The 17304-nt window shown below is 56.2% G+C and carries 16 protein-coding genes; all 16 read right to left on the reverse strand.

Translation table 11 applies throughout. The features are described from left to right. Positions 1-172 precede the first annotated feature (172 nt). The 16 genes from OXR61_RS22725 to ravA all read right to left on the reverse strand — a co-directional run bounded on the left by OXR61_RS22725 (position 173) and on the right by ravA (position 17211). Positions 173-592: a F0F1 ATP synthase subunit epsilon gene (locus OXR61_RS22725; protein ID WP_021508191.1), complete on the reverse strand. Its 420-nt coding sequence runs from the start codon at positions 590-592 to the stop codon at positions 173-175. Between the two features lie 24 nt (positions 593-616). Next, on the reverse strand, positions 617-2014 hold the full coding sequence (gene atpD, locus OXR61_RS22730) for a F0F1 ATP synthase subunit beta (RefSeq protein WP_021508190.1): 1398 nt from the start codon (positions 2012-2014) through the stop codon (positions 617-619). 63 nt (positions 2015-2077) lie between these two features. Beyond that, the gene (gene atpG, locus OXR61_RS22735; RefSeq protein WP_021508189.1) at positions 2078-2944 is read right to left on the reverse strand and encodes a F0F1 ATP synthase subunit gamma; all 867 of its coding nucleotides are present in this window, start codon (positions 2942-2944) and stop codon (positions 2078-2080) included. Positions 2945-2996: 52 nt separating this feature from the next. Continuing rightward, the gene (gene atpA, locus OXR61_RS22740; protein WP_021508188.1) at positions 2997-4538 is read right to left on the reverse strand and encodes a F0F1 ATP synthase subunit alpha; all 1542 of its coding nucleotides are present in this window, start codon (positions 4536-4538) and stop codon (positions 2997-2999) included. 14 nt (positions 4539-4552) lie between these two features. Next, a complete protein-coding gene (atpH, locus tag OXR61_RS22745; RefSeq protein WP_021508187.1) occupies positions 4553-5086 on the reverse strand; it encodes a F0F1 ATP synthase subunit delta in 534 nt (177 codons plus the stop codon). 14 nt (positions 5087-5100) lie between these two features. After that, complete coding sequence (atpF, locus tag OXR61_RS22750; RefSeq protein WP_021313757.1) at positions 5101-5571, reverse strand: F0F1 ATP synthase subunit B; 471 nt, start codon at positions 5569-5571, stop codon at positions 5101-5103. A gap of 108 nt (positions 5572-5679) precedes the next feature. Next, a complete protein-coding gene (gene atpE, locus OXR61_RS22755; RefSeq protein WP_003849523.1) occupies positions 5680-5919 on the reverse strand; it encodes a F0F1 ATP synthase subunit C in 240 nt (79 codons plus the stop codon). A 48-nt stretch (positions 5920-5967) separates the two neighbouring features. Beyond that, a complete protein-coding gene (atpB, locus tag OXR61_RS22760) occupies positions 5968-6786 on the reverse strand; it encodes a F0F1 ATP synthase subunit A (RefSeq protein ID WP_031279833.1) in 819 nt (272 codons plus the stop codon). A gap of 8 nt (positions 6787-6794) precedes the next feature. Further along, a complete protein-coding gene (atpI, locus tag OXR61_RS22765; protein WP_021508185.1) occupies positions 6795-7175 on the reverse strand; it encodes a F0F1 ATP synthase subunit I in 381 nt (126 codons plus the stop codon). A gap of 713 nt (positions 7176-7888) precedes the next feature. After that, positions 7889-8506, reverse strand: coding sequence for a 16S rRNA (guanine(527)-N(7))-methyltransferase RsmG (gene rsmG / locus OXR61_RS22770; protein ID WP_021508184.1), 618 nt, complete (start codon positions 8504-8506; stop codon positions 7889-7891). A gap of 48 nt (positions 8507-8554) precedes the next feature. After that, positions 8555-10444: a tRNA uridine-5-carboxymethylaminomethyl(34) synthesis enzyme MnmG gene (gene mnmG / locus OXR61_RS22775; RefSeq protein ID WP_021508183.1), complete on the reverse strand. Its 1890-nt coding sequence runs from the start codon at positions 10442-10444 to the stop codon at positions 8555-8557. A gap of 441 nt (positions 10445-10885) precedes the next feature. Beyond that, entirely contained in the window at positions 10886-11326 is a 441-nt protein-coding gene (gene mioC, locus OXR61_RS22780) for an FMN-binding protein MioC (RefSeq protein WP_021508182.1), read from the reverse strand. 154 nt (positions 11327-11480) lie between these two features. Then, positions 11481-11942 (reverse strand): transcriptional regulator AsnC, encoded by a 462-nt coding sequence (gene asnC, locus OXR61_RS22785; RefSeq protein ID WP_007893613.1) that lies wholly within the window; start codon positions 11940-11942, stop codon positions 11481-11483. 105 nt (positions 11943-12047) lie between these two features. Then, complete coding sequence (gene ovoA / locus OXR61_RS22790) at positions 12048-14243, reverse strand: 5-histidylcysteine sulfoxide synthase (protein ID WP_155519919.1); 2196 nt, start codon at positions 14241-14243, stop codon at positions 12048-12050. Positions 14244-14257: 14 nt separating this feature from the next. Beyond that, positions 14258-15718, reverse strand: a complete 1461-nt coding sequence (viaA, locus tag OXR61_RS22795) for an ATPase RavA stimulator ViaA (RefSeq protein ID WP_021508179.1) — start codon at positions 15716-15718, stop codon at positions 14258-14260. Next, a complete protein-coding gene (ravA, locus tag OXR61_RS22800) occupies positions 15715-17211 on the reverse strand; it encodes an ATPase RavA (protein ID WP_031279831.1) in 1497 nt (498 codons plus the stop codon). Before ravA ends, viaA begins: the two co-directional genes overlap by 4 nt. Between the last annotated feature and the right edge of the window lie 93 nt (positions 17212-17304).

The following is a 17304-nucleotide window of genomic DNA, read 5'->3' on the forward strand; positions in this document are numbered from 1 at the left end:
GGGGTGATTGTGCGGTTTTGGACAGCGTGTGCATTTATGCGTACCGACATTTGGTCGCCATGAATGGCGCCCACTAGCATAGCTATTCGTAGGGTGCGCATTTATGCGCACCGGCAGCAGGCAAAAAAAATGCCAGCCCGGGGGCTGGCATTTCGTGACGCATAAAGCCTGATTACATCGCTTTTTTGGTCAGCTCGATGACGCGCAGTTTCGCGATAGCTTTCGCCAGCTCCGCAGAGGCCTGAGCATAGTCCACGTCGCCGTGGCTGCTGTTCATGTGCTCTTCTGCTTTACGTTTCGCTTCCAGCGCGCGCGCTTCGTCGAGGTCTTCACCGCGAATTGCAGTGTCGGCCAGAACGGTCGTGCTGCCCGGCTGTACTTCCAGCACGCCGCCAGAGAGGTAGATATACTCCTCTTCGCCGTGCTGTTTAACGATGCGAATCATACCAGGCTTGATGGCAGTCAGCAGCGGGGCGTGGCCCGGGTAAATACCCAGCTCACCTTCGCTACCTGACACCTGGATACGCTGCACCAGACCGGAGAACATTTGCTGCTCCGCGCTGACCACGTCCAGATGATAAGTCATAGCCATACCACTCCTCCTGGGAAACCGTTATTACAGTTTCTTCGCTTTTTCGACAGCTTCTTCGATCGCGCCGACCATGTAGAACGCCTGCTCTGGCAGGTGGTCGAATTCGCCTTCCATGATGCCTTTGAAGCCACGGATGGTGTCTTTCAGCGTCACGTATTTACCCGGAGAACCGGTGAAGACTTCTGCTACGAAGAACGGCTGAGACAGGAAGCGCTGAATCTTACGCGCACGTGCCACCAGCAGTTTGTCTTCTTCAGACAGCTCGTCCATGCCGAGGATGGCGATGATGTCTTTCAGCTCCTGGTAACGCTGCAGCAGCGACTGAACGCCACGCGCGACGTCGTAGTGCTCCTGACCGACGATCAGCGGATCCAGCTGACGGCTGGTAGAGTCCAGCGGGTCAACGGCCGGGTAGATACCCAGTGACGCGATCTGACGGCTCAGCGTAACGGTTGAGTCTAAGTGAGCAAAGGTGGTTGCTGGTGACGGGTCAGTCAGGTCATCCGCAGGAACGTAAACGGCCTGTACGGAGGTGATTGAACCGGTCTTGGTGGAGGTAATACGCTCCTGCAGCACACCCATCTCTTCAGCCAGCGTTGGCTGATAACCTACCGCCGATGGCATACGACCCAGCAGTGCAGAAACCTCTGTACCGGCCAGGGTGTAACGGTAGATGTTGTCGATGAACAGCAGAACGTCACGGCCTTCATCACGGAATTTTTCCGCCATGGTCAGACCGGTCAGTGCTACGCGCAGACGGTTACCCGGCGGCTCGTTCATCTGGCCATACACCAGTGCTACTTTATCGATAACGTTGGAGTCCGTCATTTCGTGGTAGAAGTCGTTACCCTCACGAGTACGCTCACCCACGCCGGCAAAGACCGAATAACCTGAGTGCTCAGCCGCGATGTTACGGATCAGCTCCATCATGTTTACGGTTTTACCTACACCCGCACCACCGAACAGACCGACTTTACCGCCCTTCGCGAACGGACACATCAGGTCGATAACCTTGATGCCGGTTTCCAGCAGTTCCTGCGAGTTTGACTGATCTTCATAAGAAGGCGCTGCGCGGTGAATAGAGGAAACCTCTACAGCGCTGCCGTCTTCTTCTTTCAGGTCGCCTTTCATGTCGATTGGCTCACCCAGCACGTTCATGATACGGCCGAGTGTTGCTTTACCAACCGGAACCTGGATAGGTTTTTTCAGGTCGGTGACTTCCAGACCGCGCTTCAGGCCGTCAGAAGAACCCATGGCGATGGTACGCACCACGCCACCGCCCAGCTGCTGCTGAACTTCCAGCACCAGACGAGCATCACCATTTTTTACCTCGAGAGCGCTGTATACCTGCGGTACCGCGTCCTGAGGGAATTCGACGTCAACTACGGCGCCGATAATCTGGACAATCTTTCCAGCTGCCATCTTGAATCCTCTACCTAATACGAGAATATCCGGCCGCGCTCGCGCGACGGGATATATGCCTGGTTAAACCGCGGAGGCTCCCGAGACGATCTCGGTAAGTTCCTGAGTGATGCTGGCCTGACGAGCTTTGTTGTACACCAACTGCAGCTCTTTGATCAGGTTTCCGCCGTTATCGGTTGCCGCTTTCATGGCCACCATACGTGCAGCCTGCTCACTGGCCAGGTTTTCCACCACACCCTGATAAACCTGCGATTCGACATAACGACGCAGCAGGGTATCCAGCAGCGCTTTCGGATCGGGTTCGTACAGGTAATCCCAGGTCTTCGCCTTCATCTCTTCTTCACCTTCCGCTGGCGGTAACGGCAGCAGTTGGGTAATGGTCGGAGTCTGAGACATGGTGTTATTAAACTTATTGCTGACGATATACAGCTTGTCGATGCGGCCTTCATCATAAGCCTGCAACATCACTTTTACCGGGCCGATCAGGTCGGACAGCGCAGGCTTATCGCCCATGCCGGTAACCTGAGCCACGACGTTGCCACCTACAGAGCCGAAGAAAGAAACGCCTTTGGAACCGATAATCGCCAGATCGCTCTGCACGCCTTTATCAGACCAGCCTTTCATTTCTGCCAGCAATTTTTTGAACAGGTTAACGTTCAAACCACCACAAAGCCCGCGGTCAGTCGAAACGACCAGGTAGCCGACGCGCTTAACGTCGCGCTCATCCAGGTAAGGGTGCTTGTATTCCAGATTACCCAGAGCAAGGTGACCAATCACTTTGCGCATGGTATCTGCATACGGACGGCTGGCCGCCATGCGTTCCTGCGTTTTACGCATTTTGGAGGCGGCGACCATTTCCATCGCTTTGGTGATCTTCTGCGTGTTTTTCACGCTTCCGATCTTGGTACGTATTTCTTTTGCGCCGGCCATTAGCTTCTCCTCAAAGCCTTGCGGCCTGCCTTTTCAGACAAGCCGCCAGACATTACCAGGACTGGGTTGCTTTAAACGTTTCGAGGAGGCCTTTCAGCTTCTCTTCGATTTCGTTGTTGTAGTTACCCGCCTGGTTGATTTCAGCCATCAGCTCCGCGTGTTCGCGATCGGCGAACGCCAGCAGAGCGGCTTCGAAGCTGCCGATTTTCGCCAGTTCAACGTCGTTCAGGAAGCCGCGCTCGGCAGCGAACAGTACCAGACCCTGCTGTGCAACAGACATCGGTGCATACTGTTTCTGCTTCAGCAGTTCGGTCACTTTCTGACCGTGGCTCAGCTGTTTGCGCGTTGCATCGTCCAGATCGGAAGCGAACTGAGAGAACGCTGCCAGTTCACGATACTGTGCCAGCGCGGTACGGATACCACCGGACAGTTTCTTGATGATCTTGGTCTGTGCAGCACCACCAACACGGGATACCGAAATACCCGGGTTAACGGCTGGACGGATACCGGAGTTGAACAGGTTCGATTCCAGGAAGATCTGACCATCGGTAATCGAGATTACGTTGGTCGGAACGAACGCAGAAACGTCACCCGCCTGGGTTTCGATGATCGGCAGCGCGGTCAGAGAACCGGTCTGGCCTTTCACTTCACCGTTGGTGAAACGCTCTACGTAGTCAGCGCTAACGCGTGATGCACGCTCCAGCAGACGAGAGTGGAGGTAGAACACGTCGCCCGGGAATGCTTCACGACCCGGCGGACGGCGCAGCAGCAGAGAAATCTGACGGTAAGCAACAGCCTGCTTAGACAGGTCATCATACACGATCAGCGCATCTTCACCGCGGTCACGGAAGTATTCACCCATTGCGCAACCGGCATACGGAGCCAGGTACTGCAGCGCAGCGGATTCAGAAGCGGAAGCGACAACCACGATGGTGTTAGACAGCGCACCGTGCTCTTCCAGCTTACGTACCACGTTAGAGATGGTAGAGGCTTTCTGACCGATCGCGACGTAGACACACTTGATGCCAGAATCGCGCTGGTTGATGATGGCGTCGATGGCCATCGCAGTTTTACCGGTCTGACGGTCACCGATGATCAGCTCACGCTGGCCACGGCCGATTGGAATCATCGCATCGACAGATTTGTAACCGGTCTGAACAGGCTGGTCGACTGACTGACGGTCGATAACGCCTGGTGCAATCACTTCAACCGGTGAGAAGCCATCGTTGTCGATAGCGCCTTTACCGTCGATGGGTGCACCCAGGGTGTTAACCACGCGGCCCAGCAGGCCACGGCCAACCGGCACTTCCAGGATACGGCCAGTACACTTCACCTTCATGCCTTCGGCGAGGTCAGCGTACGGACCCATCACTACTGCACCTACAGAGTCACGCTCGAGGTTCAGTGCGATAGCGTAACGGTTGCCCGGCAGAGCAATCATCTCACCCTGCATTACATCGGCCAGGCCGTGTACGCGGATGATACCGTCACTTACAGAAACAATAGTACCTTCGTTGTGAGCTTCGCTCACGACATTGAACTGAGCAATGCGCTGCTTGATCAGTTCGCTGATTTCGGTGGAATTCAGTTGCATATGCTCCAGTCCCCTTAAGACTGCAAGACGTCTGCCAGACGGTCAAGACGGCCGCGCACGCTGCCATCAATCACCAGGTCACCCGCACGGATAACCACACCTGCCATTACAGACTTATCAATTTTGCAATTCAGCTTAACTTTGCGTGACAGACGTTTTTCCATCGCGGCGCTGATTTTACTCAGCTGGCTGTCACTCAGCGCACTGGCGGAGATCACATCAACTTCGGCTGTCGCTTCATAAGCGTCACGCAGTTGAATGAACTGTTCCAGTACCGCTGGAAGCGCTGTCAAACGTCCGTTCTCCGCCATAACCTTAATCAGGTTCTGAGCGTGTTCATCAAGTTGATCACCACAGACTGCGTTGAAAGAAGCAGACAAGGCTTCCGGTGCCAATGCACCGGAAAGGAGTTCTGCCATCTGTTCGTTGCGAGCCACTTCTGCGGCAAACGCCAGCATGGTCTGCCAGCGGTCGATACTTTGATGCTCAACAGCAAAGTCAAAAGCTGCTTTGGCGTAGGGGCGAGCTACAGTAATCAGATCAGACATCAGCCCCTCCCTCCTTACAGTTCAGCGACCAGTTTATCAACGATGTCGCTGTTAGCAGCTTCATCCACGGAACGTTCGATGATCTTCTCGGCGCCAGCTAAGGCCAGCAGCGCGACTTGCTTACGCAGCTCTTCACGTGCACGTGAGCGCTCGGCTTCGATTTCTGCCTGCGCCTGAGACACGATGCGGTTACGTTCAGTCTCAGCTTCAGTTTTGGCTTCGTCCAGAATCTGGGCACGGCGTTTGTTCGCCTGCTCGATAATGACCTGAGCTTCTTCTTTGGCTTTTTTCAGCTGGTCGGTCGCATTGGCCTGCGCGAGATCCAAATCTTTCTTCGCGCGTTCAGCAGAAGCAAGGCCTTCAGCAATTTCTTTCTGGCGCTTTTCGATGGCAGCCATAATCGGCGGCCATACGTACTTCATGCAGAACGCGACAAACAGGATGAACGCGATGGCCTGGCCGAGGATTGTTGCATTAATGTTCACAGCACAATGCCTCTTATTAAGTTAACTTGCTCTGCCGCTATCAGCGATAAACGGCAGAATCCGTTCCTCATCACACTGCGTGCCATGAGTGAACCACGGCTACAGGCTTTAGGCGACAGCAAACATCACGTAGAGACCCAGACCAACAGCGATCATTGGGATTGCATCCACCAGACCCATTACAACAAAGAACTGCGTACGCAGCAGAGGAATCAGATCCGGCTGACGCGCTGCGCCTTCCAGGAATTTACCTCCGAGGATGCCGATACCGATCGCAGCACCGATTGCCGCCAGACCCATCATCACAGCGGCAGCCATGTACAGCAGATCCATATTCAGGTTTTCCATGACAGTCTCCAGTTTGTTTCAGTTAAAAGCTAAGTTGTTGAGATAGAATCAATGCTCTTCAGATGCCATCGACAGATAGACAATCGTGAGGACCATGAAAATGAAAGCCTGCAGCGAAATAATCAGGATGTGGAAAATGGCCCATGGCACATTCAGCACCCACTGCGACCACCACGGCAGCAGACCGGCAATCAGGATAAAGATCAGCTCACCCGCATACATGTTGCCGAACAGTCGCAGACCGAGCGAAACCGGTTTAGACAGCAGGCTAACACCTTCAAGAATCAGGTTGATGGGGATGAAGATCGGGTGATTAAAAGGCTGCAGCGTCAGCTCTTTGGCGAAGCCACCTACACCTTTCATTTTGATGCTGTAGAACAGAATCAAAATAAATACGCCCAGCGCCATAGACAGCGTGATGTTCACGTCTGCAGACGGCACGACGCGCAGCGCCGGCAGGCCCAGATAGTGCTCGCCGATAAACGGCAGCAAATCGATAGGCAGCAGATCCATGAAGTTCATCAGGAAGACCCAGACGAAAATCGTCAGAGCCAGCGGGGCGATAACTTTACTCTTACCGTGGTACATGTCGCGGACGTTGCTATCAACAAAGCCAACGACCAGCTCGATAGCCGCCTGCATTTTCCCTGGCACACCGCTGGTGGCACTTTTCGCCACTTTACGGAACAGCACCAGGAACACCAGTCCCAGTACAACAGAGAAAAACATGGAGTCCAGGTTTAACGTCCAGAACGTTGCTGGCGCGTCGTGTGCATTCACCAGCTCGAAAGTACGCAGGTCCATCTGAAGATGTGTCAGATGATGACCTATGTATTCCTGCGGCGTTGAGATCTCTCCTGCGGCCATGATGCCTCTTACCCTTTGTTGTTAATTACAGCCGGCGCGACGATTTGTACCACCAGCACCGATAACCAGGTGATTGCGAGTGGCCAGAAGACCGCTCCAAATCCACCTAACGCCACAACGAGAAAAACAACGGTGGCAAACACCTTGAGCACTTCACCAAAGGCGAAGCTCCAGGCGACACGCCCTTTTGCCGGAGTTTGATCCTGCAGGCGCCAGGCTAAAAACATAAACAGTACGTTTGGCAGCCAGGCTGCCGCACCACCCGCGATGGCAGAGGCGCCCCAGGTGACATCTTTCAGGGCAAACAGCGCACCGATTACGACAAAGGTCACCAGCTGGATCACCAGCACGGTTCGGGCTAATTTCACACTGTAAAGAGACACTGACATGACGCTTAACTCTCCTGCCCCGAACGGGGTATGTCGCGTGTCGTATAAGACTGCCTTTACTCTTTTGAGTCAAGCAGCAAAAGCCGTGCAAATTATACGGGCCGCACCTGCGATTTCAATCGGTAAGTAGCGAAAAGGTGAACAATTATTTAAATTTCTTTCTGGAGGGCTATTTTTCAAAACATCCGCTTCGGCCTGCCTGACGAAACAGGCTTGAAATTGCCCGGCAGACTTGCTTTTAAAGCGTGCTTCAGATCACATTATAAGCACCCCCGGCAGCGATAATTTGCTTTTTAACCCCTGCCGCGCAATTAATGAAACCCGTAATTTACTTTTCTATCAGTAAGATAGAATTATTGCTCCAGGATTAGCGCCAGATTTTCGATAAAAACACTCTATTGACATCACCCACAGCAATAAAAACGTAAAACTGATATTACGTCCGCCGATTTATTGCAGAGTTATATTTTCCGCCGTGACTATTCGTCACAGTAAATACAGCGGTTAAAGTGATGTAACTGATAATGAAATGTGAATTATTCGTTAAATGTAACAGAGGTTTTCGGATAATTTCCGCGGCGGATGTTAACCCGCTTCCCCTGCCCTGTTGAATAAAAGCGTTTATCGTGACGCGTTCAACCGCTGTTTTTTTAGCCGGCTGCTGCGCTAAGCCAAACGGCATGAATCACGATAAATCCACACCGTTTGCGCGACTATTGCCGCCTGATCACCACCAGATGACGCTCACCTTCCAGTTCCGGCACCCGCAGAGGCGCAATTTTTTCGATGGCGAAGCCGGCAGGCAGCGCGGCAATTTCGTCATCCGGCCTGACGCCTTTCAGTGCATAGAAGTGGCCTGTCGCGCCCGGCAGATGATGACACCAGTTCAGCATGTCCTCCAGCGACGCGAAGGCGCGGCTGATCACCCCGTCAAACGGCGGCTCAGCCGGGAACTCTTCCACCCGGCTCTGCACCGGCGTGACGTTAGTAAGCCCTAACTCATGTTGCACCTGACGCAGGAAACGCACGCGTTTCCCGAGGCTGTCCAGCAGCGTAAAGTGCGCCTGCGGGCGGACAATCGCCAGCGGGATCCCCGGCAGGCCCGGTCCGGTACCGACATCAATAAAGCGCTCACCCTGCAGGTGGGGTTCTACCACGATGCTGTCGAGAATGTGGCGCACCAGCATCTGCTGCGGATCGCGCACCGAGGTCAGGTTGTAGGCTTTATTCCACTTGTGCAGCAGTTCGACATAACCCACCAGCTGCTGTTTTTGCTGATCGGAGAGGGAAATGTTTGCCGCTTGCAGCAGCCGGGAGAGTTTATTAATCACGACGAGAATTCCATTAACAGGGGCGAGCATGCCCGCCCCGGGGGTCGATCAGGCGCTTTTACGCAGCAGGCCCTGTTTTTTCAGGTAAATCAGCAGAATTGAAATTGCCGCCGGCGTGATGCCGGAAATACGCGATGCCTGGCCAATGGAAGTCGGTTTGTGGTCGTTGAGTTTGGCGATCACTTCATTCGACAGTCCATTCACCTGGCGATAGTCGAGGTCGGCCGGGAGTAAGGTGTTTTCATTGCGCTGCTGGCGATCGATCTCCTCCTGCTGACGCGCGATGTAACCTTCATACTTCACCTGAATCTCTACCTGCTCTGCGGCCTGCTCATCCGCCAGCGCCGGACCGTAGCTCGGCAGCGACATCAGCAGTTCGTAGGTCATCTCCGGACGACGCAGCAGATCTTCCGCGCTGGCTTCTTTGGTGAGCGGCGCGCTGATTACCGTGTTCACTTCGCTGACGTTTTCAGACTTCGGATGCACCCACAGGTCACGCAGACGCTGACGCTCCTGCTCAATCGCTTCCAGCTTCTGGTTATAGCGAGCCCAGCGCGCGTCGTCGACCAGGCCGAGTTCACGTCCGGTTTCGGTCAGGCGCAGATCGGCGTTATCTTCACGCAGCATCAGACGATACTCGGCGCGCGAGGTAAACATGCGATACGGCTCTTTGGTGCCCAGCGTACACAGATCGTCGACCAGCACGCCAAGATAGGCCTGATCGCGACGCGGCGCCCAGCCCTCTTTGTCCGCTGACTGACGCGCAGCGTTAAGGCCGGCCAGCAGCCCCTGCGCCGCCGCTTCTTCATAACCGGTGGTGCCGTTGATCTGGCCGGCAAAGAACAGGCCGTGGATAAATTTACTCTCCAGCGTCGGCTTGAGATCGCGCGGATCGAAGAAGTCGTACTCGATGGCGTAGCCCGGGCGCACGATCTTCGCGTTCTCCAGACCTTTCATCGAGCGCACGATCTGCATCTGCACATCAAACGGCAGGCTGGTGGAGATACCGTTCGGGTAGATTTCGTTGCTGGTCAGCCCTTCCGGCTCAAGGAAAATCTGATGTGCGTTACGATCGGCAAAGCGCATCACTTTGTCTTCAATCGACGGGCAGTAGCGTGGCCCGATCCCCTCGATGATCCCGGCATACATCGGGCTGCGATCGAGGTTATTGCGGATCACTTCATGTGTCTGCTCATTGGTGTGGGTTATCCAGCATGGCACCTGCTGCGGATGCTGTCCGGCATGGCCCATAAACGAGAACACCGGCATCGGGTCATCCCCGTGCTGCGGCGTTAGCACCGAAAAGTCGATGGTGCGGGCATCGATACGCGGTGGCGTACCGGTTTTCAGGCGGTTTACGCGCAGCGGCAGCGCACGCAGACGTTTAGCCAGCGGAATCGACGGAGGATCGCCTGCACGACCACCGCTGTAGTTATCGAGGCCGATGTGGATTTTGCCGTCCAGGAAAGTGCCCACCGTCAGAACGACGGTTTTCGCCCGGAACTTCAGGCCCATCTGGGTCACGGCGCCGACAACGCGATCGTTCTCCACAATCAGATCATCAACCGCCTGCTGGAAGATCATCAGGTTCGGCTGGTTTTCCAGCGCAGTGCGTACCGCCTGGCGATACAGTACCCGGTCTGCCTGTGCACGCGTGGCACGCACCGCCGGGCCTTTGCTGGCGTTTAGTATCCTAAACTGAATACCGGCCTGATCGATCGCGCTGGCCATCAAACCGCCTAAGGCATCCACTTCCTTAACCAGGTGTCCTTTCCCGATGCCACCGATCGCCGGGTTACAGGACATTTGTCCCAGCGTATCAATATTATGGGTGAGTAACAGGGTTTGCTGACCCATTCGGGCAGCGGCCATCGCGGCTTCTGTGCCCGCATGACCACCACCGATTACGATGACGTCAAAAGGATCTGGATAAAACATGAAGTGGGTCCTCGTTAGTGTTCGGACAGGGATCGTTGCCCTGGGCGGTGGATTCTACTGAAATTCTGTTCAGGGCGAAAGTCGCGGGATCCTGCGGTTTAAAAGAAAGGATCTTAAGTCTTTTATATGATCTCTCTGTTAGATCTCTTATTAGGATCGCCCCTGTCTGTTGATAACCCGGAAAAGCGCTGTGGCAACAGGGGATTAGCGAGGATCGTTTACTGTGAATGATCGGTGATCCTGATCCGTATAAGCTGAGATCAACTTTGCTACTTATACACAGCGTAAAAAAGCATCAGCGGTTGTTCTTTGGATAACTACTGGTTATACGCATGAAATAACGGATCTTATCCACAGAGCGACGCAGGTAAAAGGCGATAAAACAGCGGAATCAACTGGGGATCGACATAAATACCCGATCCCCGACCAGCAAAGATCGTCTTAAATCTGCGGGTGCCAGCTGGCAACCCACACTTCCGCCGGATCTTCCGGAATCTCATGTTCCAGCACGTCGATCTCCAGCCGATCGCCAATACGTTTGGCACCCAGCTGCGTTAACGTCGTCTCCAGCAGTTTGATCGCACCGCAGAACAGATCGTATTCATGATTACCGATACCCACTGCGCCAAAGCGTACGCCTGACAGATCCGGCTGGCTCTCCTGCAGCGCTTCATAAAACGGCAGCAGGTTGTCCGGCAGTTCGCCGGCACCGTGCGTTGAGCTGACAATTAGCCAGACGCCCTCCTGCGGCACCTCATCCAGCTCGGGTCCGTGCAGCAGTTCGGTTGAAAAGCCCGCTTCCTGCAGTTTCTCTTCCAGATGTTCAGCGACATATTCGGCGCTGCCAAGGGTACTGCCACTGATTAAGGTAATATCGGCCATGATGCTCTCCCGCACTAAAGGCGAGCATTGTACGCTGTGATCAAGCGGTGATCCACCTGTGGAAAACAGGGTTAATCGTCGATAGCATCAGGCGACAAGGCGCATCACAAAAGCGATCCGCCCGGGATAAGGTTATGCACAGCGGGGAAGCCGATCACGGCTTGATGGTGCGCATGATCGGATTTTGCAGGGAGATCAGTGTTTCGGTGGACTGGATTTCATCAATGGTCTGGATCTTGTTGATCAGCACCTGCTGCAGCGCGTCAATTGAGCGGCACATCACTTTAATAAAGATGCTGTAGTGGCCGGTGGTGTACCAGGCTTCCACCACTTCATCCAGCGCTTCCAGTTTGCTGAGCGCTGCCGGATAGTCGCGCGCGCTTTTCAAAATGATGCCGATAAAACAGCAGACATCAAATCCGAGCTGCCGTGGATCGATCTCCACGCGCGTACCCAGAATAATCCCCGCCTGACGCATCTTCTCGACGCGCACGTGAATCGTACCGGGGCTGACGTTAAACTGCTTGGCGAGTTCGGCGTACGCGGTGCGCGCGTTTTGCAGCAGCGCATTTAAAATGCCGCGGTCGAGATTATCCAGTTGCAGGTGTTCCGCCATCATCCATCCTCATTAGGTTCTTCTTCTCTGAACAGGGAGAATGTGCAGCAAATTAGCGGGACAGGCAAGGCGCAGACAGCGGAGCTGCCGCTGTCTGCACGCTTTTTAGCGCTTACGCCACAGCGTCAGCTGGGCCTGTGTGTGCTGGAATTTACGCGCGGTTTCGCGAATCACAAACGGCACGTCCTGCGGCGGCGCAACTTCCTCAAAGGCATCGCGCAGCAGTCGTTGCAGCGCCTGCCAGGTGGTGAGCGCTTCACCGTTTTCACGGAAACCGCCCAGCCAGTTCTCCTTCGGCGTGAACTCTTCCAGCCAGGTGTAAGGTGAGGAGATAGCCAGCAAACCGCCGGAGCGGATCATCGGCGTGATGTCCTGCAGGAAGCGCTTCGGCTGGCGCAGGCGATCGATCAGGTTAGAGGCCAGTACCAGATCGTAGCCATCGGGCTGCGGTTTCAGGTTACAGGCATCGCCCTGCACAAACTGAATGCGCTGCGCCAGAGTCTCATCGAAACCAAACTCTTTCAGCCGCACCTGGCGATACTCCACCAGCTCTCCCTCTTCCGGCACCACGTAACGGAAATCCTCGCCCGAGGTCAGCTGCAGCGCCACGTCGATAAAGCGCGCCGAGTAATCCATGCCGGTGACCGCAGCAAAATGGCGCGCCAGTTCAAAGCTGGCACGGCCGGTGGCGCAGCCGATATCCAGCGCGTGGCCGCGCTGTACGCAGTGCGGCAGCACGATGTCGACCAGCGCCGCCGCGTAGTTCGGCACACCGTAATAGCCGGGGCCGTACTGGAAGTCGAGGTACTGCGACACCATGCTGTCGGTTTCATACGGATTCAGCGCCATGCTCTCCTGATGCGAGGAAACCACGTAGCGGAAACCGGCATGCTGGAAGAAGTGGCGCCGGAAGGCGTAGCGTGAGGATTTCAGCGCTTCGTTGCCGGTGGAGATCCAGCTGCCGCCTTTGATCAGCGCATGTTTGCCGTCAAAGGTGGGCGTGGAGAAATCGTCATACAGCGGATGTACCCTGAAGCCTTCAAAGCCATTGGTCGGCGTGGTGGTCCACTGCCAGACGTTGCCGACGATGTCGAAGAAGTCACCCTGGGCAAAGTGGTCTACCGGACAGGAAGAGGCCCAGCGGGCGAGATTGATGTTGCCCGGCGCGTCGATCCAGTCTGGCTGATCGCCGGCAACCTGCTCGCGCAGCTGCATCCACTCGGCTTCGCATGGCAGCTGGATCGCTTTGCCACTCTCTTCTGCCAGCCAGCGGCAGAATGCCGCCGCTTCCAGCTGATTCACTTCGGCGGGCCAGTCCCACGGCATCGCCACTTCTTCGGTCATCAGACGCAGCCGGAGATCGTCAGGTTGCGCGATGTCGCCGACCCAGAAAGTCGGCATCTGCGCCTGGGCAAACTCGCGCCAGCCCCAGCCTTCGTCATCCCACCAGCGGCGTTCGTTGTAGCCGTTAGCAGCAATAAAATGAAAGAACTCGGCGTTGCTCACCAGCATTTTGCTGGCTTTGAACGGTTTCAGCTCAGTTGTAAGGCTGCCGTATTCGTTATCCCAGCCGTAGGTATCATCGGTTTTACCCTGCGTGACGTGTCCGCCTGGCATCGCCACCAGCGTATTGGCCGGTACCGAGGCACGATCGTGGCGCGCCTGCGGACACGCCGGCCAATGCGGCTGCGGTTTTACCCACTCAAGCGGCAGCTGGCGGATCAGCACGCTGGAGGTTTCGAGGTGAATACGCTCATGCTCAATGCCCATCAGAATCACCCACGCCGGGCTGTCCCAGTCAATCGGCAGATCCAGCGGCATGGTGCGGATGAATTCACTTACCACGGTTTTCACTTTGCCACGGTAGTCGCGTACCTCGGCCACGTCCGGCCAGCTGTAATGGCTGTCGTCGAGATCGTCCCAGCTCATCTCATCCACGCCGATCGCCATCATCGCCTCGATGCGATCGTCAATGCGCTGCTGCAGATAACCGCCCGCCATCAGCTTATTAATGTAGAAAGTGGCGGTATGGCCAAAGTAGAAGATCAGCGGATGGCGCAGGGTGATGGCTTTGTTAAAGTACGCGCGCTCATCGGCGAGGCAGTCGAACAGGCTTTCGTACAGCTCCCAGGTCTGGGTGAAATAGGCCAGCAGTTCGGCGCGTTTGGCGTCGCTGCTGCTGCCGGAAAGCCGGACGGTGCGGGTGGGCGCAGGCAATTGAGCATGAAGATGAGCGGTTGTCACAGTGAACTCCGTAAGCTGATTAAACACAGCGGGTAATTCACTATAGCAAATTAGCATTTCTGCCTGATGAATTAGCGTTTCCAGCGGCGCAGCAGGCGGCTTTTCAGGCCGGTATCGAAGCGCCAGATGTGATCGAAAATGCGCAGAATGCCAGGCTTGCCGTGCGCCGACATCGCCACGGCGTGGAAGCGTTGCTGGTGGTGACGCTGGCGCTGTTTAATGGTGCTGACGATGTCGTCCGGCAGACGCTGGGCGATAAAATCGGAAACGATCACCGCATCGGCTTCCTGCCACTGACTGCCCTCCATACGCGTGACCACCGCAGACAGGCAGGCGGCCAGATCGGTGCCGCCGCGAAAACGCTGGCTGAGAAAACGGATTGCCTGCTCGATGCCGTTATCCGCGGTCAGCTCGTAGCCAATCACTTCGTGAGCAAACAGCATGATGTAGCAGCGCCGCCTGTCGGCCAGCGCCACCTTCAGCAGCGCCAGACAAAACGCTTTGGCGCAGCGTTCATTGAAACCGCCCATCGAACCGGAGGTATCCACGCAGACGATAAACGGGCCGCGCGGCTGCGCTTCGTGCTGCTGATGGCTGGCCGGGCGCAGCGTCACTTTCTCGTGCCAGGCATCGCCCTGTAACCGGTAGGTCAGCAGGCGTTTCTCCACCAGCCGGCGATAAAATTCCAGCTCCAGTTCACTGATGCTCAGCGCCGCCAGTTCCGGCGGCAACAGACGCAGCACATCGTCGCTCTGATGGATGCCGCTGACCTCTTCCGGCACGTTGTCCGGCTCGCGCACCAGCTGATGAAACGCTTCCAGCGGCGCATCCTGTGACGGTACCGATTTCGCTTCGCGGCTGCGTCCCAGCTGCTGCGCCAGTTTCATCAGTTCCGGCTGCTGGGCGAGGAAATCGCCGTACTGCACAATCAGCTCATAGTCGCCATGCTGCAGCGGCGCTTTGCTCAGATCCCACAGGCGTCCGGCGGCGGCTTCGTCGTCATCAGTCAGAATCGGCGCCAGCTGGCCGCTGATGACCATGCGCTGCTGCAGCTCAGCCATCAGGCGTTCCCGCTGCTCTTCCAGCAGGGTTTCATTCAGCGTCAGGGTTTGCAGCGTCAGGCTCAGGCGCCAGCGCTGCAGGAACAGCGTGTGCTGCGCATTGCTCAGCTGGGCGCTGTCGGTATGCAGCAGCAGTTTGCTGGCTTCTTCGATAAACGGGGACGGCAGCGCTTTCAGCTGCGTCATGATGGCAGGCAGTTGCTCACTGAAGGCGTGGCTGCTGAGCAGCTGCATCTGCTGGAAGAGCTGAAATTCGCGCGCCAGCGCGTCCGGCACCGGCGTGGTTTTCATCTGGGCGGCAATCTCGGCGCGCCAGCGCGGCAGCTCGCCCATCATCGCCTGTTTCAGGCGCGGAAATTTTTCAAAGAACAGCGCCAGCTGCGGCGAGGCCAGCAGTGCCACGATCAGCTCTTCGATCAGCTCGGTTTCGCCAATCGACAACAGCGTGCTGAGCGTCTCCAGCGAGATCATTTTCTCGCCTGTTTCAGCTGTTCCGCCACATCCTGCAGGCTGGTTTCGACGCGTGCCAGCCAGTCGTCGCTGATAAACAGGCAGCGCTGGTGCTGGCTAAACAGCGTGCGCTGCGCGCGCAGCTGGGCCTCCAGCGCGTCATATTCTTCAATGATTTCCTGCGGCACGTCGCTGCTGCTGGCGGCACCCGGCAGCGTCAGGCGCGTGGACTGCAGGCTGACGTCGCGCAGCGTCAGACAGTGGTGCGCATCCACCAGCAAGTCGAGCGTCTGGCCAAAGCCGATGCCGTTGAGCTTGCCGCGGATCTCGCCCGCTTTCAGCAGCCACTGATTGAGCGCATCGCGTGCCACCACCACGTGCGTGACCTGCATGTCGTGCAGCATCAGCGGCTGCTGCAGCATCAGAGTCAGTTGTTCGTCCGTGATCGAGGCCGGTAATTCATAGTGCGGTTTGCGGCTGAACATGCCGCTGTGCTTCTCCAGCGTCAGCGCCTGCGCCACGCTCTGCTGCTGTTGCAGCGCCAGCCGGCGCGCTTTGATCTGCTGCAGCGTGTGCAGCATCGCCTGCTGCTGCCACGCGTGCTGCGTCATCAGCGCATCAATTTCACGATCCAGCAGCTGCATCGACGCCACGTCGTGCCACAGGCAATCTTTCAGCAGGATCAGATCAAGCGGTGCAATCGCCACGCGGCCGCTGTAAAACGCGCTGGCCTGCAGCAGATGGATGGCTTTTTTCCAGCGGCGATCGGAGATATACGGCGCCTCTGGCAGGTTCTCCAGCTGCTGGCGCAGCTGATAGATCAGCTCAAACACATGATCGGGCAGGCTGACCTGGCTGATGCCTTTCTGCCATTGCTGATACTCTTCATCGCTGATGCACAGCGATTCCGCCACCGGGTTGGCGTTTTCATCCTGCTGGTGGGTCAGCATGCTGCGGAAGTTCTGCTTTTCATGCACGTTGTCGAGCCACAGCCGGATCAGCATACGGTCGTACAGCGCTTCCAGACCGCTGTCCGCCTCCGGCAGTTCGTTGGAGGCGGTGACCAGCAGACGCATCGGGATCGGCTCTTCGCTGTCGCCGTTGCGGAAGCGACGTTCGTTGATGGCGGTGAGCAGCGTATTGAGAATCGCCGGACCGGCTTTCCAGATCTCATCCAGAAAGACAATTTCGGCATCCGGCAGATAGCCTTTGGTCAGACGCTGGTAGCGGCCTTCATCTTTCAGCGCCTGAATCGACAGCGGGCCAAACACCTCTTCAGGCGTGGAAAAACGGGTCATCAGGTATTCAAAGGCACGGGCGTGCTGGAAGGCGTATTTCAGGCGGCGGGCAATCAGGCTCTTGGCGATGCCCGGTGGCCCAAGCAGAAACACGCTTTCGCCGCTCAGCGCTGCCAGCAGGCAGAGACGAATGGCATGATGCCGTTCATACAGCCCTTTCTCCAGGGCATTGCTGAGGCGAGAAATTCTTTCTGCCAAAAGATGGGGTTGAGCCATAATCACATCATTGTCCTTCTGATCCTGGTGCCGTCATATTCTGGCGAGCGCAATACTCTACTGTTTATCATGCGTGAAAGCGTTGATAGCCGT

Source organism: Pantoea sp. GM_Pan_4 (assembly GCF_026541005.1).
Classification (GTDB): domain Bacteria; phylum Pseudomonadota; class Gammaproteobacteria; order Enterobacterales; family Enterobacteriaceae; genus Pantoea; species Pantoea dispersa.